Origin of the sequence: Streptomyces sp. Z26, assembly GCF_003665095.1 — a bacterium.
Taxonomy (GTDB): domain Bacteria; phylum Actinomycetota; class Actinomycetes; order Streptomycetales; family Streptomycetaceae; genus Streptomyces; species Streptomyces phytohabitans.
Genome location: NZ_RCHV01000002.1, coordinates 3892501 through 3911270, shown reverse-complemented (window position 1 = coordinate 3911270; position 18770 = coordinate 3892501). Strand labels below are relative to the sequence as shown.

Annotated in this window: 16 protein-coding genes and 2 rRNA genes (1 of these 18 running past the window's edge); 3 read left to right on the top strand and 15 right to left on the bottom strand. The window is 70.8% G+C overall.

Annotation, left to right across the window (positions count from 1 at the left end):
* Nucleotides 1-2: 2 nt before the first annotated feature.
* The 6 genes from hemB to D7M15_RS17310 all read right to left on the bottom strand — a co-directional run bounded on the left by hemB (nucleotide 3) and on the right by D7M15_RS17310 (nucleotide 6445).
* Nucleotides 3-1013: a porphobilinogen synthase gene (gene hemB / locus D7M15_RS17335; protein ID WP_121518353.1), complete on the bottom strand. Its 1011-nt coding sequence runs from the start codon at nucleotides 1011-1013 to the stop codon at nucleotides 3-5.
* A complete protein-coding gene (locus tag D7M15_RS17330; protein ID WP_121518352.1) occupies nucleotides 1010-2689 on the bottom strand; it encodes a uroporphyrinogen-III synthase in 1680 nt (559 codons plus the stop codon). The genes hemB and D7M15_RS17330 overlap by 4 nt, the downstream gene beginning before the upstream one ends.
* Nucleotides 2686-3756 carry a hydroxymethylbilane synthase gene (gene hemC / locus D7M15_RS17325; protein ID WP_276314460.1) on the bottom strand — a complete coding sequence of 357 codons (1071 nt, stop codon included), beginning with the start codon at nucleotides 3754-3756 and terminating at the stop codon, nucleotides 2686-2688. The genes D7M15_RS17330 and hemC overlap by 4 nt, the downstream gene beginning before the upstream one ends.
* Entirely contained in the window at nucleotides 3753-5108 is a 1356-nt protein-coding gene (locus tag D7M15_RS17320) for a glutamyl-tRNA reductase (protein ID WP_121518351.1), read from the bottom strand. The genes hemC and D7M15_RS17320 overlap by 4 nt, the downstream gene beginning before the upstream one ends.
* Complete coding sequence (locus tag D7M15_RS17315) at nucleotides 5105-5881, bottom strand: redox-sensing transcriptional repressor Rex (RefSeq protein WP_121518350.1); 777 nt, start codon at nucleotides 5879-5881, stop codon at nucleotides 5105-5107. The genes D7M15_RS17320 and D7M15_RS17315 overlap by 4 nt, the downstream gene beginning before the upstream one ends.
* A 309-nt stretch (nucleotides 5882-6190) precedes the next feature.
* Nucleotides 6191-6445, bottom strand: a complete 255-nt coding sequence (locus tag D7M15_RS17310; RefSeq protein WP_121520914.1) for a glutaredoxin family protein — start codon at nucleotides 6443-6445, stop codon at nucleotides 6191-6193.
* A 182-nt stretch (nucleotides 6446-6627) separates the two neighbouring features.
* Between D7M15_RS17310 and D7M15_RS17305 the strand changes: the two genes are divergently transcribed.
* The 3 genes from D7M15_RS17305 (at nucleotide 6628) to D7M15_RS17295 (ending at nucleotide 10229) form a co-directional block, all read left to right on the top strand.
* Nucleotides 6628-7521, top strand: a complete 894-nt coding sequence (locus D7M15_RS17305) for an HAD-IB family hydrolase (RefSeq protein WP_121518349.1) — start codon at nucleotides 6628-6630, stop codon at nucleotides 7519-7521.
* A gap of 451 nt (nucleotides 7522-7972) precedes the next feature.
* The gene (locus D7M15_RS17300; protein ID WP_121518348.1) at nucleotides 7973-8785 is read left to right on the top strand and encodes an ECF subfamily RNA polymerase sigma factor, BldN family; all 813 of its coding nucleotides are present in this window, start codon (nucleotides 7973-7975) and stop codon (nucleotides 8783-8785) included.
* 199 nt (nucleotides 8786-8984) lie between these two features.
* A complete protein-coding gene (locus D7M15_RS17295) occupies nucleotides 8985-10229 on the top strand; it encodes a DUF5667 domain-containing protein (protein ID WP_121518347.1) in 1245 nt (414 codons plus the stop codon).
* Between the two features lie 66 nt (nucleotides 10230-10295).
* Here the strand turns inward: D7M15_RS17295 and D7M15_RS17290 are convergent, their stop codons facing one another.
* From D7M15_RS17290 to D7M15_RS17250, 9 genes are all read right to left on the bottom strand, one after another.
* Nucleotides 10296-11354, bottom strand: coding sequence for a lysophospholipid acyltransferase family protein (locus tag D7M15_RS17290; RefSeq protein WP_121518346.1), 1059 nt, complete (start codon nucleotides 11352-11354; stop codon nucleotides 10296-10298).
* Nucleotides 11347-12432, bottom strand: coding sequence for an NAD-dependent epimerase/dehydratase family protein (locus D7M15_RS17285; RefSeq protein WP_121518345.1), 1086 nt, complete (start codon nucleotides 12430-12432; stop codon nucleotides 11347-11349). Before D7M15_RS17285 ends, D7M15_RS17290 begins: the two co-directional genes overlap by 8 nt.
* A gap of 176 nt (nucleotides 12433-12608) precedes the next feature.
* Nucleotides 12609-12707: an AURKAIP1/COX24 domain-containing protein gene (locus D7M15_RS17280; protein WP_003948845.1), complete on the bottom strand. Its 99-nt coding sequence runs from the start codon at nucleotides 12705-12707 to the stop codon at nucleotides 12609-12611.
* A 307-nt stretch (nucleotides 12708-13014) separates the two neighbouring features.
* On the bottom strand, nucleotides 13015-13224 hold the full coding sequence (locus D7M15_RS17275; protein WP_121518344.1) for a helix-turn-helix domain-containing protein: 210 nt from the start codon (nucleotides 13222-13224) through the stop codon (nucleotides 13015-13017).
* Between the two features lie 126 nt (nucleotides 13225-13350).
* The gene (locus D7M15_RS17270) at nucleotides 13351-14175 is read right to left on the bottom strand and encodes a phosphatase (RefSeq protein WP_240649350.1); all 825 of its coding nucleotides are present in this window, start codon (nucleotides 14173-14175) and stop codon (nucleotides 13351-13353) included.
* Between the two features lie 136 nt (nucleotides 14176-14311).
* A complete protein-coding gene (locus D7M15_RS17265) occupies nucleotides 14312-15493 on the bottom strand; it encodes an acetoin utilization protein AcuC (protein ID WP_121518342.1) in 1182 nt (393 codons plus the stop codon).
* Between the two features lie 92 nt (nucleotides 15494-15585).
* Nucleotides 15586-16296 carry an HAD family hydrolase gene (locus D7M15_RS17260; protein WP_121518341.1) on the bottom strand — a complete coding sequence of 237 codons (711 nt, stop codon included), beginning with the start codon at nucleotides 16294-16296 and terminating at the stop codon, nucleotides 15586-15588.
* Nucleotides 16297-16379: 83 nt separating this feature from the next.
* A 5S ribosomal RNA gene (gene rrf / locus D7M15_RS17255) occupies nucleotides 16380-16496 on the bottom strand.
* Between the two features lie 67 nt (nucleotides 16497-16563).
* Nucleotides 16564-18770 (bottom strand): 23S ribosomal RNA (locus tag D7M15_RS17250); it runs 922 nt beyond the window's last position.

Genomic DNA, 18770 nt, shown 5'->3' with positions numbered 1-18770 from the left:
GGCTACCCGGCCGCGCGCAGCAGCCGGGCCGCCTCCACCGCCCAGTACGTGAGGATGGTGCTCGCGCCCGCCCGCTTGAAGCTCGTCAGGGTCTCCAGGATGGCGCGCTCGCGTTCGATCCAGCCCTTCTCGGCGGCGGCCTCGACCATCGCGTACTCGCCGGAGATCTGGTACACGCCGACGGGGACCCGCGCCTCCTCGGCCACGTCGCGGAGCACGTCCAGGTACGGCAGCCCCGGCTTGACCATCACCATGTCCGCGCCTTCGGCGACGTCCAGGGCGAGTTCGCGCAGCGCCTCGCGGCCGTTGGCCGGGTCCTGCTGGTACGTCGTACGGTCGCCGGACAGCGACGACGCGACGGCCTCGCGGAACGGCCCGTAGAAGGCGGACGTGTACTTCACGGTGTACGCGAACATCGACACGTCCTGGTGCCCGGCGGCGTCCAACGCGGCCCGTACGTACCCGACCTGACCGTCCATCATGCCGCTCGGCCCCAGCATGTGGGCGCCCGCGTCGGCCTGGACGAGCGCCATCTCGGCGTAGCGCTCCAGGGTCGCGTCGTTGTCCACGCGGCCCCGCGCGTCGAGGACGCCGCAGTGGCCGTGGTCGGTGAACTCGTCCAGGCACAGGTCCGACATCAGCACGAGGTCGTCCCCGACCTCGGACCGTACGTCCCGCAGCGCCTGTTGGAGGATGCCGTCCGGGTGGGTGCCCTGCGAGCCGACCGCGTCCTTCTCCAGCGGCACCCCGAACAGCATCAGCCCGGACACGCCCGCCTCGACCGCCTCCACGGCGGCCCGGCGCAGCGAGTCCCGCGAGTGCTGGACGACGCCCGGCATGGAGCCGACGGGCACCGGCTCGTCGATGCCCTCCCGTACGAACGCGGGCAGGATCAGGTCCGCCGGGTGGACGCGCGTCTCCGCGACCATGCGGCGCATCGCGGCGGTCGTACGGAGGCGGCGCGGGCGTACGTGCGGGAAGCCGCCGTACGCGCCGGAACCCTCGGGACTCATGAGGTGCGTGCCCTCCTCCGCGTCGGCCGCTTCTCGCTCGGCCGCTTGACCGGTTCGCCCGCCTCGGCGGCCTCGGCACGGCGCTTCTGGCCGTAGTCCGCGAGCGCCTCCGCGAGCTTGTGCACGGACGGTTCCGGCGACATGACGTCCACCCGGAGGCCGTGCTCCTCGGCGGTCTTCGCCGTGGCCGGGCCGATGCAGGCGATGATCGTGACGTTGTGCGGCTTGCCCGCGATGCCCACCAGGTTCCGCACCGTGCTCGACGAGGTGAACAGCACCGCGTCGAACCCGCCGCCCTTGATCGCCTCACGCGTCTCGGCGGGCGGCGGCGACGCGCGTACGGTCCGGTACGCCGTCACGTCGTCCACCTCCCAGCCCAGCTCGATCAGCCCGGCGACCAGCGTCTCCGTGGCGATGTCGGCACGCGGCAGGAAGACGCGGTCGATCGGGTCGAAGACCGGGTCGTACGGCGGCCAGTCCTCCAGCAGCCCGGCCGCGGACTGCTCGCCGCTGGGCACCAGGTCCGGCTTGACGCCGAACTCGACCAGCGACGCGGCGGTCTGCTCCCCCACGGCCGCCACCTTGATCCCGGCGAACGCGCGCGCGTCGAGCCCGTACTCCTCGAACTTCTCGCGCACCGCCTTCACCGCGTTGACCGACGTGAAGGCGATCCACTCGTAGCGTCCGGTGACGAGGCCCTTGACGGCACGTTCCATCTGCTGCGGCGTCCGCGGCGGTTCGACCGCGATGGTCGGCACCTCGGCGGGCACGGCGCCGTACGAACGCAGCTGGTCGGACAGCGACGCCGCCTGCTCCTTCGTACGGGGCACCAGCACCTGCCAGCCGAACAGCGGCTTGGACTCGAACCAGGCCAGCTGCTCCCGGTGCGCGGGGGCGCTCCGTTCGCCGACGACGGCTATCACCGGCTGGCCGCCGTCCGACGCGGGCAGCACCTTCGCCGCCTTGAGGACCTGCGCGATGGAACCGAGCGTGCCGGTCCACGTGCGCTGGCGGGTGGTCGTACCGGCGAGGGTGACGGACAGCGGGGTGTCGGGCTTCCGGCCCGCGGCGACCAGCTCGCCCGCCGCGGCGGCCACGGAGTCCAACGCGACGGTGACGACGAGCGTCGCGTCGCTCGCGCCGCTCTCCGTCCAGCATCTGTCGTCGGCGGTACGCGCGTCGATCAGGCGGACGTCGGTGCCGTGCGCGTCCCGCAGCGGCACCCCCGCGTACGCGGGCACCCCCACGGCCGTCGCCACACCCGGCACCACCTCGAAGGTGATGCCCTCCGCGACGCAGGCCAACATCTCCTGCGCGGCGTCCGCGTCGAGGCCCGGATCACCCACGACGGCACGGACGACCCGCTTGCCGCTCCGCGCGGCCGCCATGACAATATTTGCCCAATCGCCGGTGCCCGAGGGGCCCGTCGAAGGCGTTCCGGCGCTGTCCGGCTGCGCGGCCTCGCGCAGGGGTGTGTCCACGCCCGCCCGTGCGTGCGGCCGTACGATCCCGTGCACCTGTGGATCGGCGACCAGCACGTCGGCCCGCGCCAGGGCCTCGACGGCGCTCAGTGTGAGCAGTCCCGGGTCTCCGGGCCCGGCACCGAGGAAGGTGACGTGCCCGTGGGCACCGTAGAGGTGTTGCGTGGTCGAAGACTGGGCGGCGGTGGGGCTCAAAGTGCTCGCTCCCCCATCAGACCGGCCGCGCCCTTGGCGAGCATCTCGTCGGCGAGTTCGCGGCCCAGTCGTTCGGACTGGGACACGGCCTCGGCGGCGGACGCCGGTACGGGACCGGTGGTGGACAGCTGCACCAACGTCGTGCCGTCGGTCGTGCCGACGGCGCCGCGCAGGCGCAGTTCGGTGGCAGCCTGCCCGTCGCCCAACAGGTCGGCCAACGCCCCCACGGGTGCGCTGCAACCGGCCTCCAGGGCGGCGAGCAGGGTTCGCTCGGCGGTCACGGCGGCCCGAGTGTACGGGTCGTCGAGCTCGGCGAGCTGTGCGGTCAGGTGCGCTCGGGTGGGCGCGCACTCGACCGCGAGTGCCCCCTGGCCGGGGGCGGGCAGCATGACGTCCGGGGCGATCAGCTCGGTTGCCTCGTCGATCCGGCCGATACGGGTCAGCCCGGCGGCGGCGAGTACGACGGCGTCGCACCTGCCGGAGCGCACGTACCCGATCCGCGTCTCGATATTCCCACGAACGGGGACCGTCTCCACCTCGGCGCCGAGTGATCGTGCCCACGCCCGGAGCTGCGCGGTACGCCGCGGTGACCCCGTGCCTACGCGCGGTGGCCGTTCCCCGTTCTCCCGCGCGGACCGTACGAGCCGCGCGAAGTCCAGCCCGTCGCGCGCGACGAGCGCGTCCCGCGGGTCCTCCCGTACGGGCAGCGCCGCCAGCGTCAGGCCCTCGGGGCGCGCGGTCGGCAGGTCCTTCAGGGAGTGCACCGCGAAGTCGACCTCGCCGCGCAGCACCGCGTCCCGCAGCGCCGACACGAAGACGCCGGTGCCGCCGATGCGGGCCAACTCCTCGCCGCTGGTGTCGCCGTACGTGGTGACGCCGACGAGTTCGACGGGGCGGCCGGTGATCTCGCGCACCCGCGCGGCGATCATGCCGGACTGGGCCATGGCGAGCGGGCTGCGGCGGGTGCCGAGCCGGAGCGGGGCGGCGGACGCGGGCGTGCCGGGGCGGTCCGCCTGGGCGGTGCGACAGGCCGGTTCGGAAGTGCCGGGCGCGGAGGGCTCGTTCACGGCCGCTCCTGTTCCGCGCCGCCGGGGTGGCCGGGGCTGCTCACGGCGGCCACGGCCTGCGGGTCGAGGTCGAACAGCTCGCGCAGGGCGTCCGCGTAACCGGCGCCGCCCGGCTCACCGGCCAGCTCCTTCACCCGTACCGTCGGCGCGTGCAGCAGTTTGTCGACGACACGGCGCACGGTCTGCGTGATCTCCGCGCGCTGCTTGTCGTCGAGCCCCGGCAACCGGCCGTCGAGCCGGGCCATCTCGCCCGCCACCACCTGCGACGCCATGGCGCGCAACGCGACCACCGTCGGCGTGATGACGGCCGCGCGCTGGGCGGCGCCGAACGCGGCGACCTCCTCCGTCACGAGGTCGCGGACCTTGTCGACGTCGGCGGCCATCGGCGCGTCGGCGGCGGCCTCGGCCAGGGACTCGATGTCCACCAGCCGTACGCCGTCCAGCCGGTGGACGGCCGCGTCCACGTCGCGGGGCATCGCGAGGTCGAGCAGCGCGAGCGGGTCGCCCGCGCGGGCGGCGGGGCGCGCGGCACGCGCGGCGGTCACCGCGTCGGCGGTGAGGACGAGGCCGGTGGCGCCGGTGCAGGACACGACGATGTCGGCGAGCGGGAGTTCGGCGGTGATCGCGTCGACGGGCACCGCCCGTACGTCCGCGCCACCGGCGGCGAGGCCGTGCGCGAGGCGGCGCGCGCGCTCCACGGTCCGGTTGGCGATCACCAGTTCGGTGGCACCGCGCCGGGCCAGCGTGGTGGCGGCGAGCGACGACATGGAGCCCGCGCCGATCACCAGGACGCGCTTCCCGGCGACCCACTCCGCGACATCACGCCCGTCGGCCAACGTCTCCAGGCCGACGGTGACGAGCGACTGACCCGCCCGGTCGATCCCGGTCTCGGTGTGCGCCCGCTTGCCGACCCGCAGCGCCTGCTGGAACAGGTCGTTGAGCAGGCGGCCCGCCGTGTGCTCCTCCTGCGCGACGGCCAACGCGTCCTTGATCTGCCCGAGGATCTGCCCCTCGCCGACCACCATCGAGTCCAGCCCGCACGCCACCGAGAGCAGGTGGTGGACGGCGCGGTCCTCGTAGTGCACGTAGAGGTACGGGGTCAGCTCCTCCAGGTCGACACCGCTGTGCCGGGCGAGGAGGGTGGAGAGCTCGGCGACGCCCGCGTGGAACTTGTCCACGTCCGCGTACAGCTCCAGCCGGTTGCACGTCGCCAGCACCGCGGCCTCCGCGGCCGGTTCGGCGCTGACGGTGTCGTGCAGGAGCTTGCCGCGCATCCCGCTGTCCAGCGCGGCCCGTTCGAGCACGCTCACCGGGGCGCTGCGGTGGCTGAGGCCGACCACGAGGAGGCTCATGCGGGCATCACGGCGGGGACGTCCCCGTCGGACCCCGGGTCGGTGCGCTTCTTCACGGTCGCGGCGGGCGGCGCCACGGGAGGCGCGGTCTCCTCCTCGGGGGGCGCCTCCTCACCGGCCTTGCGCTGCTCGTGGAACGCGAGGATCTGCAACTCGATCGACAGGTCGACCTTCCGTACGTCCACGCCGTCCGGCACGGTCAGCACGGTGGGCGCGAAGTTGAGGATCGAGGTGACACCCGCCGCCACCAGCCGTTCGCAGACCTGCTGGGCCGAACCGGCCGGGGTCGCGATCACGCCGATGGAGACGCCGTTGTCGGAGATGATCTTCTCCAACTCGTCGGCGTGCTGCACCGCGATGCCCGCCACGGGCTTTCCCGACATCGCCGGGTCGGCGTCGATGAGGGCCGCGACCCGGAAGCCGCGGGAGGCGAACCCGCCGTAGTTGGCGAGGGCGGCGCCGAGGTTGCCGATACCGACGATCACCACGGGCCAGTCCTGCGTCAGACCGAGTTCGCGGGAGATCTGGTAGACGAGGTACTCGACGTCGTAGCCGACACCGCGGGTGCCGTACGAGCCGAGGTACGAGAAGTCCTTGCGCAGCTTCGCGGAGTTGACCCCGGCGGCCGACGCCAGTTCCTCGGAGGAGACGGTGGGCACGGACCGCTCGGACAACGCGGTGAGCGCGCGCAGGTACAGCGGGAGCCGGGCGACGGTCGCCTCGGGAATCCCTCGGCTGCGGGTCGCCGGTCGGTGGGTTCGGCCAGTTGCCACGGTGCTCCTGCCGGTTGCGCGAAGCGGTGAGCGGTCTGCGACCGCGCACGTCACCGCGCACTCGTCCGGACCGCTCCGTCGCGTCCAGGCTATGCCTTTGTGAACGCGTGCACAAAGATGGTGTCCGGTTTGTCCGGTCAACGTGACCGGCGCCACATACGTCAAGGGGGACACGCGGTCACGCTCCTCACGTATACGCCCCGGCAGGCCAAAACGACCTCGATGGTAATCGAAATCCAGTCGATTCCGGACCGCACGGACAGCGCGCGGGCAGCGGGAGGGCGACGCGCGTACGGCCGCGCGCCGCGCTCAGCCGGTGAGCGCGCCGCGCAGCCGGTCCGGGTCCACCCGCCAGAAGTCGTGCTGCGCGCCGTCCACCAGCACCACCGGGATCTGCTCCCAGTACATCCGGTACAACTCCGCGTCCTGGTTGATGTCCCGCTCCTCCCAGGCCGCACCCGTCTCGGCGCACACCCGCACCACCGTGTCCCTCGCCACATCGCAGAGGTGGCAGCCGGGCTTGCCGATCAACGTGACCGTCTTCTGGGGCTTCTGCGTCTCCATGCGCCCATTCTCCCGCGCCGGACCAGTCGTTGCCGCCGCCGCGGTCGCCACCACCGCCACGACCGCCACGACCGTCACCGCCGTCACCGCCGTCACCGGAGGGCCCGTTGTCCCGCACCCCGTTCCCCGGCGGTCACCCGGCCGTAACGGACCCACGGGTACGGACTGGCTATGCTCGCCGTATGGCCGTTCCCTCCTGGCTCACTCCCCGCAGGCGCCCCGCGACCGCGCGGAGCGTGCTCGCGGGAGAGGCCGCCGCCGAGGCGGCGCACAAGCTGGAGACGCCCGAGTTCCCCGTGAACGGCGACACCCGCGCCGCCGCCTTCTTCGACCTCGACAACACGATCATGCGCGGCGCCTCCCTCTTCCACTTCGGTCGGGGCCTCTACAAGCGGGACTTCTTCAGCAGGGGCGAACTGGCCCGCTTCGCCTGGCAGCAGGCGTACTTCCGGCTCGCGGGCACCGAGAAGCCGGAGCACATGCGGGACGCGCGGGACAGCGCCCTCTCCATCGTCCAGGGCCACCAGGTGTCCGAACTGATGGCGCTCGGCGAGGAGATCTACGACGAGTACATGGCGGGCCGCATCTGGCCCGGCACCCGCGCCCTGGCCCAGGCGCACCTGGACGCCGGACAGAAGGTGTGGCTCGTCACCGCCGCTCCCGTGGAGACCGCGACGATCATCGCCCGCCGGCTGGGCCTGACCGGCGCGCTCGGCACGGTGGCCGAGTCGGTCGACGGCGTCTACACCGGCCGCCTCGTCGGGGAACCGCTGCACGGACCGGCCAAGGCGGAGGCCGTACGGGCGCTGGCCGCCGTGGAGGACCTGGAGTTCGAGCGGTGCGCCGCGTACAGCGATTCCGCGAACGACATCCCGATGCTCTCGCTCGTCGGATATCCGTATGCGATCAATCCTGACAGCAGGCTTCGCTCGCACGCCGCCGAAATGGGCTGGCGACTTCGGGACTACCGGACGGCCCGCAAGGCGGCCAAGGTGGGCATACCCGCCGCCGCCGGGGTCGGCGCGGTGGCGGGCGGCGCGGCCGCGGCGGTCGCGCTCCAGCGCCGCCGCCGCTGACCGGCCCCCCGACAGGCTGCTGACCAGCCCTCCGACCGGCCTCCGACCAGCCGCCGACACGCGCCCGACGCGCGGTCCGGCGCGGCCGACACCCTTGCCCGTACGGGGTGGACGGTGGTGCGCGCAGGGAGCGCGGCACCGACACGCGCGCCCGGCCCGCTCCTTCGCCCCCATCGGCGTCCGGCCAGTCCCGCTCCCGGCGTTCAGCCGGAAGTGACCATCTAATCGACAAATTCCGCTTCCAAAGCGATCAACATCCCGCGTTTGTTCGAATTCAGGTCGAGTGCCAACCCGTAACAGACCAAACCGAATCGACGATTTCGACAACTAGGTGTAGCGCTCCCTGTACGAAGCGTTATTCTCCTCAGACGCAATCCGGTACCCACCCGTCCCAGCACCGGACGCAAGGTCCCGCTCTGCACGTATGTGAAGCTCTGCCTCTGGGAGTCCCGTGTACCCACACGTCGGGGTTGACACCTCGGGCCTGGCTACGCTGCGCACGACGGTCGTCGACCAGTTGAGCGCTTTCGTCCCCACCGCGTACGCCGTCCCCGCCCTCGCCGCAGCCGCACCTGTCCCCGCACGCCCCTGCTACACCCTCGCGAACGGCGCCACGACCGGCACCTCCGCGGGGCCCCGGTCCGCCGGCAGACGCGCCCGCACCGGTTCCACCGGCACCTCGACCGCACGCCGCCGTCCCGCGGTGAGCGACAGCGACGCGCGCCGGATGATGGACCTCGTCGAGCGCGCGCAGAACGGCGAGGCCGACGCGTTCGGCCGCCTCTACGACCAGTACAGCGACACGGTCTACCGCTACATCTACTACCGCGTCGGCGGCCGGGCCACGGCCGAGGACCTCACCAGCGAGACGTTCCTGCGCGCCCTGCGCCGTATCGGCACGTTCACCTGGCAGGGCCGCGACTTCGGCGCCTGGCTGGTCACGATCGCGCGGAACCTGGTCGCGGACCACTTCAAGTCGAGCCGTTTCCGACTCGAAGTGACCACCGGGGAGATGCTCGACGCCAACGAGGTCGAGCGCAGCCCCGAGGAATCGGTTCTGGAGACACTCTCCAACGCCGCCCTGCTCGAAGCCGTCCGCAGACTCAACCCGCAGCAGCAGGAGTGCGTGACCCTGCGCTTCCTCCAGGGCCTCACGGTCGCCGAGACCGCGCGGATCATGGGCAAGAACGAGGGCGCGATCAAGACCCTCCAGTACCGCGCGGTACGCACCCTCGCCCGGCTCCTGCCGGACGACGTCAGGTGACGACTCGTAGCGACGCGTGCACCCCCGGTCACATCATCGTGACTCCGTAACCCGACTGGCTTTCCGCTCGTTGAGGGGGATGCAGACGCCCCGCGGTCACGTCGTGCCCATGGGTTCCGCTCACCGAGCGGGACCGGGCAGGCCGTGTTCCCTGCCTGCCGCGGGGGTCGACGCGTGCTGACGAGAGGAGGTGCCGCCGGTGATCGGGTCCATGTCGACGAGCCGCCGGGCACACGCCCTCGCCCAGGCCCTGGACGAGCACGACCGCGAGGTCGGCGAGGAAGCGGCCGACGGCGAACACGAGCAGTCCGTGCTGCTCACCCTGGCGGACGGGCTCGGTGCCCTGCCGAAGCCCCAGCTGGACCCCGAGGTGAAGTCCGTCCAACGGGCCCAGCTCATCGCCGCCATGGAGACCGCCCTGGCCGAGGGAACCCTCGGCGCGGGCGCCACCGGCGGCACGGGCGACGGGCGTACCGTCCCCGAACAGCGCGGCGGAGCCCGTACGGGCCGCGGCGCGCACCGCGCCCCACCACTGGGCGCGCTCTCCCGCCTCCGCCCCACGTCGCGGCTCGGCAAGGGCCTCGCCGCGGGCGGGCTGAGCGTGGGCGTGGCCGCGAGCGCCCTCGGGGGCGCGGCGGCGGCCAGTTCGGACGCGCTGCCCGGCGACTCGCTGTACGGGCTGAAGCGGGGCATGGAGGGCATCCAGCTGGATCTCGCGGGCGACGACGCCGACCGCGGCGAGGTCTACCTCGACCACGCCTCCACGCGCCTCCGCGAGGCCCGTCGGCTGGTGGAGCGGGGCCGTTCCGGCCCGCTCGAACACGAGTCGCTGCGGGAGGTCCGCCGGACCCTGACCGGCATGGAGCACGACGCGTCGGAGGGCCACCGGCTGCTCAGCGCGGCGTACGAGCGGGACGGTCGGCTCGCCCCGATGCAGTCGCTCTCGTCGTTCTCCAAGGAGCACCGCAAGGTCTGGTCGCAGCTGCGCGAGCTGCTGCCGCCGCAGCTCTCCGACGTCGGGGAGCAGGTCAGTTCCGTCTTCGACGCCATGGAGCAGGAGGTCGCCCCGCTCCGCTCGCTGTTCCCCCGGTCGCCCGGCGACACGGCGCCGCAGCAGCCGGACCCCGGGGCGGAGCGTCGCGGTCGCGACGACGCCACCCCGCGGCCCTCGTCGCCCCCGCCGTCGGACACGTCGGAGCGCGAGCGGCGGGACACGGGCACGCCAGAGCCCTCCGGCTCCGGCGCCGAGTCGGCGGACGACGGACTGCTGGGCGGCCAGGGCCTGTTGGACCCCTCGGCGGACCCCGACGACGGCCGGTCCGGGAAGGACTCCGGCCCCTGGCCGGACACCCCCGAACGCCCGGCGCCGGAGATCACCCTGCCGCCACTCCTCCCGGAGGTCCTTCCCGGGCTGGACGGCAAGGGCGGGGACGGCGGGCGGTAGCGCCCGCCGGAGAGACCGCACGCGACACGGGGCACCCCGGACACGTACCGGGGTGCCCCGTCCGCGTCAGAAGAACACCGAACGCCGCTGCACCAGCAGCTTGTAGAGCGTGTGCTGGATGGTCTCCCGCACCTGGTCCGTCAGGTTGAACATCAGCATCGGGTCGTCCGCGGCCTCCGGCGCGTAACCGTCCGTCGGGATCGGCTCGCCGAACTGGATCGTCCACTTCGTCGGCAGCGGCACCGCCCCCAACGGCCCCAGCCACGGGAACGTGGCCGTCACCGGGAAGTACGGCAGGCCCAACAGCCGCGCCATCGTGCGGGAGTTGCCGAGCATCGGGTAGATCTCCTCGGCCCCCACGATCGAGCACGGCACGATCGGCGCGCCCGTCCGCAGCGCCGTGGACACGAAGCCGCCGCGGCCGAAGCGCTGGAGCTTGTACCTCTCCGCGAACGGCTTCCCCAGCCCCTTGAAGCCCTCCGGCATCACGCCCACCACCTCGCCGCTGCTCAGCAGCCGCTGCGCGTCCTCGGCGCACGCCAGCGTGTGACCGGCCTTCCGCGCCAACTCGTTCACCAGCGGCAGCATGAACACCAGGTCGGCGGCGAGCAGGCGCAGCCTGCGGTCCGCCGGGTGGTGGTCGTGCACGGCGACCTGGAGCATCAGCCCGTCGAGCGGCAGCGTCCCGGAGTGGTTGGCGACGACCAGGGCCGCGCCGTCCGACGGGATGTTCTCGATGCCCTTCACCTCGACGCGGAAGTACGACTCGTACACCGGACGCAGCACCGACATCAGCACCTGGTCGGTCAGCTCCGCGTCGTACCCGAAGTCGTCGACCTCGTAGTCGCCGGTGACGCGGCGCCGCAGGAACGCCAGGCCGCGCGCGGCCTTCGCCTCCCAACCGCCGCCCGGCGCGGGCTCGTCGGCCGCGTCCGCCTCGGCGGCCTCCACGGGCGCCCGCGCCTGCTCCGGTACGGGCGCGGCGGCGCGGGCGGCCTGCGCCCCGCCGGTCCCCGCGTCGCGGTCCCGGCCGCGCCCGGCGGCGCGCCCGGCGCCCTGCGCGCCCTCCGTGGCGCGGCGCCGTCGGCCGTCCTCGTCGAACGGGATCACTTTGGCGTCAGCCATGGCGGTGCTGCCCCTCCTCTGCCGGGTGCTCCCCCGCGTACTCGTACGGTGCGTCCAGCCGCGCCGCGACCCGGTCCACCGCGCCCGCCCACCGTTCCGGCGGCAGCAGGCCCGCGTCCAGGGCGCGCCCGAAGTCCGCGAGCGCCTCCGCCGTCGTGAAGCGCGGCGCGAAGCCCAGCACGTCCCGCATCCGCGCGGTCCGTACGACCCGCCCGTGCGTGAGCAGCCGGACCTGCTCGGGCGAGAAGTCCGTGAGCCCCACCGACCGCAGCGCGGAGCCGCCCCAGCGGATCGCGGGCAGCAGCATGGGGACGGTCGGGCGGCCGAGGCGCCGCGCGCACTGCGACAGCAGCAGCACCCCGTCCCCGGCGATGTTGAACGTGCCCGCGCTGAACGTGCCGCGCGCGGGCTCCCGGGACGCCAGCCGCAGCACCTCCACGGCGTCGTCCTCGTGCACGAACTGGAGCCGCGGGTCGTAGCCGAGGACGGTCGGCAGGACCGGCAGCGAGAAGTAGTCGCCCATGGGCGAGTCCACCGTCGGGCCCAGCAGCTGCGCGAAGCGCAGCACCGTCACGGAGACGTCCGGACGGCGCCGGGCGAACCCCCGTACGTAGCCCTCGACTTCGACCACGTCCTTCGCGAAGCCGCCGCTGGGCAGCGCCTTCGACGGGGTGTTCTCGTCGAAGACGGCCGGGTCGCGGGGCGCCGAACCGTAGACGCCGATGCTGGACTTGACCACCAACCGCCGTACGCGGGGCGCCTTCTGGCAGCCGCCGAGGAGCTGCATGGTGCCGATGACGTTGGTCTCCTTGACCGCCGTACGGCTGCCGCGCGGGCTCAGGGGCGTGCCGTGGACGTCCATGTGCACGACCGTGTCGACGTCGTGCTCGACGAGCACCTTGCTGATGGTCGGCTGCCGGATGTCCGCCCGTACGAACTCGGCGTCGCCCAGCTCGTGCACGGGCCGCACGACGTCGACGCCGATGACCCGATCGACGTCCGGGTCGCGCTGCACACGCCGTACGAAACGGCCGCCCAGCTGCCGGGCGGCACCGGTGACGAGCACGACCTTGCCCAACACACTCTCCCCATCGTCCGGTTGCGTGAGCGTCCGGTGACGCGCGGTCCGCGCCACGGCGTACGCGGCGGGCCCGTGGCGGTCCGTGGCGCCAACACCACAACAAAACCGCCGCTCGCCGCCTCGCACACTACGGTGCGGGGCGAAAAGCGGCGGTCAACGAGCGGCGCGCTCGCTCACTTCTTGTTGCGGCGCTGCACGCGCGTGCGCTTGAGCAGCTTGCGGTGCTTCTTCTTCGCCATCCGCTTACGCCGCTTCTTGATAACAGAGCCCACGACTACCCTCGCTCACGGTCTTCCCCACAGGCGTGGGGAGAACTCATCTCGAATCACTCGGTGCGGGGCGTCCGAGCCCACACGACCTACATGGGGTCAGCCTACCCGCCACCGGGTGATGGTCGTAAACCGAGGTCCTCCGTGGCACTCGCCGTCGAGAAACGGCACGCCGACGCGGCGCCACGACACGGCACCACCAGGGCGCCGCGTCACGGCGCGGCACGGCACCTCGCGGCGTCGTACGGCACTTCACGCGCCGTACGACGATCCCCGCGGAACCGCCCGGACGTTCGCGACCGGAGGGCGGCTACGCGCTCTCCACCCCCACGTACGACTCCTGCAGGTAGTCGTGAACGGCCTGTTCTGGGACCCGGAAGGACCTGCCCACCCGGATCGCCGGCAGATGACCGCTGTGCACCAGCCGGTACACGGTCATCTTGGACACTCGCATCACCGCGGCGACCTCCGCCACGGTCAGGAACACGACCTCGTTCAGAGGCCTCTCGCCAGCAGCCATGCCACACCTGACCTTCCGCACATGTCGGGCACCGGCTTCCCCTCCGGTGACTCCTGCTCGCTGTGCGCTCCTCCCCAGATTAGGTGCGGGTGATGCAAGTGGGGAAGAGGAGTAGCGTTCGGTCTCCTAAGGTGACAGACCGGAGTGATCCAGTACATAACGCGCGAGCGGTCCGTAGCTGTCGGGTGGCGCCGCGTCATCGAGCGGAACGACCACGGACACACGCCCCTCGGCCCGCCCCACGTACAGCGCGGGATCGTCCGCATCACCCGGCCCCATCGCCTCGACACCGAGCTGACCTGCGGCGCAGACCCACCCATGATCACCGATGACGAGTTCCGGAACGGGCCCCGGACCGGCCGCCGCGGCAGCCAGCGCCGTCCGCAGCGGAAGCGGAGAGTGGGTGTGTGCGCCGGGCGCACCGTGGGCAGGGCGAGCGCCGGGCTCTGCGACCAATGCGACTCCCCCTACGTAGGAAAGGTTGTACGGGCGTACGCCGAACCGGGTCGTTATGTCGACACGGCAGCCCTCCGCTGGTGCTAGTACCGGGCATCCGGCCGCCGAGAGCGCCGCCGCCAACGCGGCGTAGAAACCGAGGAGCCGGTCCGGGTGCCCCGTACCCAACAGCACCGGAGCCCGCCGCTCCGCCGCCACCGCGAGCCGTACGGCGAACGCGTCGAGCGCCGCCACCGTACGGTCCGGGTCGATCGTGTCCTGCCCCGTCAGCCGCCCCGGGTCCGCAGAGACGCCGCACTCGGCGGCCATCAGCGCGATCAACTCCGGGACGCTCCAGTCCCGTTCGGGCTCCAGCCCGAGCAGGGCGCGGGGGTCGCGGGCGGCGAACAGCCGGTAGCGCGTCAGGCTCTTCTCCCGCGTCGTCGCGACCGTACCGGCCAGCCCGGACACCAGCAGATGGGACCGCAACGCGGCGGCCGCGGCACTCCTCGACACGGGGTCCATGCTCGCGGGCGTACGGCCCGTGCGGCGGCCGTTCGGCGCGACGTCACCCCGGTGGCGCAGCACCGGGCGGGCCCCCAACCGCCGTACGGGGCACGGCGGGAGCGTCAGCGGCGTGCCCGCCCCGGTGTCACGGCAGCAGCCCGTGCGCGGGGAACACCGAACGCCGCGCCGCCAGCACCGCCTGGTCCAGCGCGTCGGCGGGGTCGTAGCCCGACTCGTCCCACGCCTTCCAGGACGCCGTACGCCCGTCCGTCATCCGCCGCGGCGCCGCCCGTACGCCCGTACGCGAGAACACCGCGTCCAGCCACTCCTCCGGCACCACCGACTCGGGCGGTACGGGCGCGCCCGCCGCGATCGCCACCAGGTGCGTCCAGCTGCGCGGTACGACGTCCACCACGGCGTAACCCCCGCCGCCGAGCGCCACCCAGCGGCCGCCGGTCAGCGCGTGCGCCCACTCGTGGCACGCCTCGGCCGCCGCCCGCTGCGCGTCCAGCGACACCGCGAGATGCGCGAGGGGGTCGTCGATGTGCGTGTCCGCGCCGTGCTGCGTCACCAGCACCTCCGGCTCGAACGCCGCCAGCAGCTCGGGGACGACCGCGTGCAGCGCGCGCAGCCACCCGTCGTCCGAAGTGCCGGGCGGCAGCGCCACGTTGACCGCCGTACCCTCCGCGTCGTCGCCCCCGCGCTCCTCCGGCCAGCCGGTGCCGGGGAACAGCGCGCGCGGGTGCTCGTGCAGCGAGACGGTCAGCACGCGCGGGTCGTTCCAGAAGGCGGCCTGCACGCCGTCGCCGTGGTGCACGTCCACGTCGACGTACGCGACGCGACGCGCGCCGAGTTCGAGGAGGCGGGCGATCGCGAGCGCCGGGTCGTTGTAGATGCAGAAACCGGCGGCGGCACCCGGCATGGCGTGGTGCAGTCCGCCGGAGAAGTTCACGCCGTGCAGCACCTCGCCGCGCCAGACGGCCTCGGCGGCGCCCACGGACTGCCCGGCGATCAACGCGGACGCCTCGTGCGCGCCGGCGAACGCGGGGTCGTCGGTGGTCCCCAGCCCGTACGAGCCGTCCGCGGACGCCGGATCGGCGGACACCCGGCGTACGGCGTCGATGTAGTCCTGCCGGTGCACGAGCCGCAGCGTCGACAGACCGGCGGGCGGCGCCTTCGCGAGCTTCAGTCCGGGCGCGCGGTCCAGGCCGTACGCCTCGATGAGCCGCATGGTGAGCGCGAGCCGCACGGGGTCCATGGGATGGCCGGGGCCGAAGTCGTAACCCGCCACCGCTTCGTCCCACATCAGCTGCGCACCGCCACTCATGCGGCCACCGTACCGGGAGGGTCGGCGGGCGCTCCGGCCAGCCCGGAAGCGCGTCAGGCAGTCAGGCGGTCAGGCCGTTCAGCTCGGGCCGTTCAGCCGGCGAGGAGGGCGGGGAGATCGCGCATGTCGTCGAAGAGCACTAGGGAACGCGGCGCGGGCCGCTCCTGACCGGTCGTCTCGCGCACCTCCGCGACGGCCTGGTCGCGCGCCGCGTGCAGCTTGGCGGTCGGGGTCATCGCCGTGTAGCCGTAGACGTCCATCCCGGCGGTGAGCGCCGCCCGTACGCCCAACGGGCTGTCCTCCACGACGGCGCACCGCTCGGGCCGTACGCCCATCACCTCGGCCGCGTGCAGGAACAGGTCCGGGGCGGGCTTGCCGCGGGGCACGTCCTGGGAACTGAAGATGCGCTCCTCGCCGAAGTGGGCGTACAGAGCGGCCTTGTGGAGCGAGACACGTATCCGCTCGTGCGTCCCGGACGACGCCACACAGCGCGGCACGGCGTCGGCGGCCAGCTTCTCCAGCACCTCGGACACCCCGTTCACGGGCTGGAGTTCACGCCGGAAGGTCTCGAACGTCCGCTGGTGCAGCGTCTCGTCGAACCCGTCGGGAAGCCGCTGCCCGCTCCGCTCGAACACGAGGTCGTGCACGCGCTGCACGGACCCGCCCATGTAGTCGTGCAGGGCCTCCTCGTACGTGGTGGGGTGGCCCAACTCGCTGAGATACGCGGAGAGAATCCGGTTCGCGATCGGCTCACTGTCCACGAGGACGCCGTCGTTGTCGAAGATGACGAGGTCGTAGCGCATGCCGTCAGCGTACGAGACGGCTGGTCGTGAACGCGAAACAGCCCCGTCGGCACAAAAGCCGACGGGGCTGTTCCACAATGATTGTTCGGCGGTGTCCTACTCTCCCACGAGGTCCCCCTCGCAGTACCATCGGCGCAGAAAGGCTTAGCTTCCGGGTTCGAAATGTAACCGGGCGTTTCCCTCACGCTATAACCACCGAAACCCAACCCAACACACCAGCACATGGCGGTTGTGGTCTCAGAAACCACACAGTGGACGCGAACATCTAAGGACAAGCCCTCGGCCTATTAGTACCGGTCAACTCCACCCATTACTAGGCTTCCATATCCGGCCTATCAACCCGGTCATCTCCCGGGAGCCTTAACCCCACCAAGGGGGTGGGAGCCCTCATCTCGAAGCAGGCTTCCCGCTTAGATGCTTTCAGCGGTTATCCTTCCCGAACGTAGCCAACCAGCCATGCCCTTGGCAGAACAACTGGCACACCAGAGGTCCGTCCGTCCCGGTCCTCTCGTACTAGGGACAGCCCTTCTCAAGACTCCTACGCGCGCAGCGGATAGGGACCGAACTGTCTCACGACGTTCTAAACCCAGCTCGCGTACCGCTTTAATGGGCGAACAGCCCAACCCTTGGGACCGACTCCAGCCCCAGGATGCGACGAGCCGACATCGAGGTGCCAAACCATCCCGTCGATATGGACTCTTGGGGAAGATCAGCCTGTTATCCCCGGGGTACCTTTTATCCGTTGAGCGACGGCGCTTCCACAAGCCACCGCCGGATCACTAGTCCCGACTTTCGTCCCTGCTCGACCCGTCAGTCTCACAGTCAAGCTCCCTTGTGCACTTACACTCACCACCTGATGACCAACCAGGCTGAGGGAACCTTTGGGCGCCTCCGTTACTCTTTAGGAGGCAACCGCCCCAGTTAAACTACCCACCAGACACTGTCCCCGATCCGGATCACGGACCCAGGTTAGACATCCAGCACGACCAGAGTGGTATTTCAACAACGACTCCACAACCGCTGGCGCGGCCACTTCACAGTCTCCCACCTATCCTACACAAGCCGAACCGAACACCAATATCAAGCTATAGTAAAGGTCCCGGGGTCTTTCCGTCCTGCTGCGCGAAACGAGCATCTTTACTCGTACTGCAATTTCACCGGGCCTATGGTTGAGACAGTCAAGAAGTCGTTACGCCATTCGTGCAGGTCGGAACTTACCCGACAAGGAATTTCGCTACCTTAGGATGGTTATAGTTACCACCGCCGTTTACTGGCGCTTAAGTTCTCAGCTTCACCAGAACGAATCCTGATTAACCGGTCCCCTTAACGTTCCAGCACCGGGCAGGCGTCAGTCCGTATACATCGCCTTACGGCTTCGCACGGACCTGTGTTTTTAGTAAACAGTCGCTTCTCGCTGGTCTCTGCGGCCACACCCAGCTCACCAAGAAAATTGGATCACCAGACGTGGCCCCCCTTCTCCCGAAGTTACGGGGGCATTTTGCCGAGTTCCTTAACCATAGTTCACCCGAACGCCTCGGTATTCTCTACCAGACCACCTGAGTCGGTTTAGGGTACGGGCCGCCGTACGACATCGCTAGAGGCTTTTCTCGACAGCATAGGATCATCCACTTCACCACAATCGGCTCGGCATCAGGTCTCACCCACAAGTTGCACGGATTTACCTGCACAACGGGCTACACCCTTACCCCGGGACAACCACCGCCCGGGCTGGACTACCTTCCTGCGTCACCCCATCACTCACCTACTACAGACTTGGACCGTCGGCTCCACCACACCCCAACACCCCGAAGGGAGCTGGAGCGGCTTCACGGACTTAGCATCACCTGATTCAGCGTTGGTCGCCACACAGCGGGTACCGGAATATCAACCGGTTATCCATCGACTACGCCTGTCGGCCTCGCCTTAGGTCCCGACTTACCCTGGGCAGATCAGCTTGACCCAGGAACCCTTAGTCAATCGGCGCGCACGTTTCCCACGTGCGTATCGCTACTCATGCCTGCATTCTCACTCGTGAACCGTCCACAACTCGCTTCCACGGCTGCTTCACCCGGCACACGACGCTCCCCTACCCATCCGAGCCCCCGTTAGAGGTTAATGCTCGAATGACATGACTTCGGCGGTGTGCTTGAGCCCCGCTACATTGTCGGCGCAGAATCACTTGACCAGTGAGCTATTACGCACTCTTTCAAGGATGGCTGCTTCTAAGCCAACCTCCTGGTTGTCTCTGCGACTCCACATCCTTTCCCACTTAGCACACGCTTAGGGGCCTTAGTCGATGCTCTGGGCTGTTTCCCTCTCGACCATGGAGCTTATCCCCCACAGTCTCACTGCCGTGCTCTCACTTACCGGCATTCGGAGTTTGGCTAAGGTCAGTAACCCGGTAAGGCCCATCGCCTATCCAGTGCTCTACCTCCGGCAAGAAACACACGACGCTGCACCTAAATGCATTTCGG

Excerpts from the sequence above, each read along its gene's own strand:
- D7M15_RS17260 (WP_121518341.1), bottom strand. The coding sequence starts at position 16,296 with ATGCGCTACGACCTCGTCATCTTCGACAACGACGGCGTCCTCGTGGAC.
- D7M15_RS17305 (WP_121518349.1), top strand. The coding sequence starts at position 6,628 with ATGGCCGTTCCCTCCTGGCTCACTCCCCGCAGGCGCCCCGCGACCGCG.
- D7M15_RS17290 (WP_121518346.1), bottom strand. The coding sequence starts at position 11,354 with ATGGCTGACGCCAAAGTGATCCCGTTCGACGAGGACGGCCGACGGCGC.
- hemB (WP_121518353.1), bottom strand. The coding sequence starts at position 1,013 with ATGAGTCCCGAGGGTTCCGGCGCGTACGGCGGCTTCCCGCACGTACGC.
- D7M15_RS17310 (WP_121520914.1), bottom strand. The coding sequence starts at position 6,445 with ATGGAGACGCAGAAGCCCCAGAAGACGGTCACGTTGATCGGCAAGCCC.
- D7M15_RS17265 (WP_121518342.1), bottom strand. The coding sequence starts at position 15,493 with ATGAGTGGCGGTGCGCAGCTGATGTGGGACGAAGCGGTGGCGGGTTAC.
- D7M15_RS17275 (WP_121518344.1), bottom strand. The coding sequence starts at position 13,224 with ATGGCTGCTGGCGAGAGGCCTCTGAACGAGGTCGTGTTCCTGACCGTG.
- D7M15_RS17320 (WP_121518351.1), bottom strand. The coding sequence starts at position 5,108 with ATGAGCCTCCTCGTGGTCGGCCTCAGCCACCGCAGCGCCCCGGTGAGC.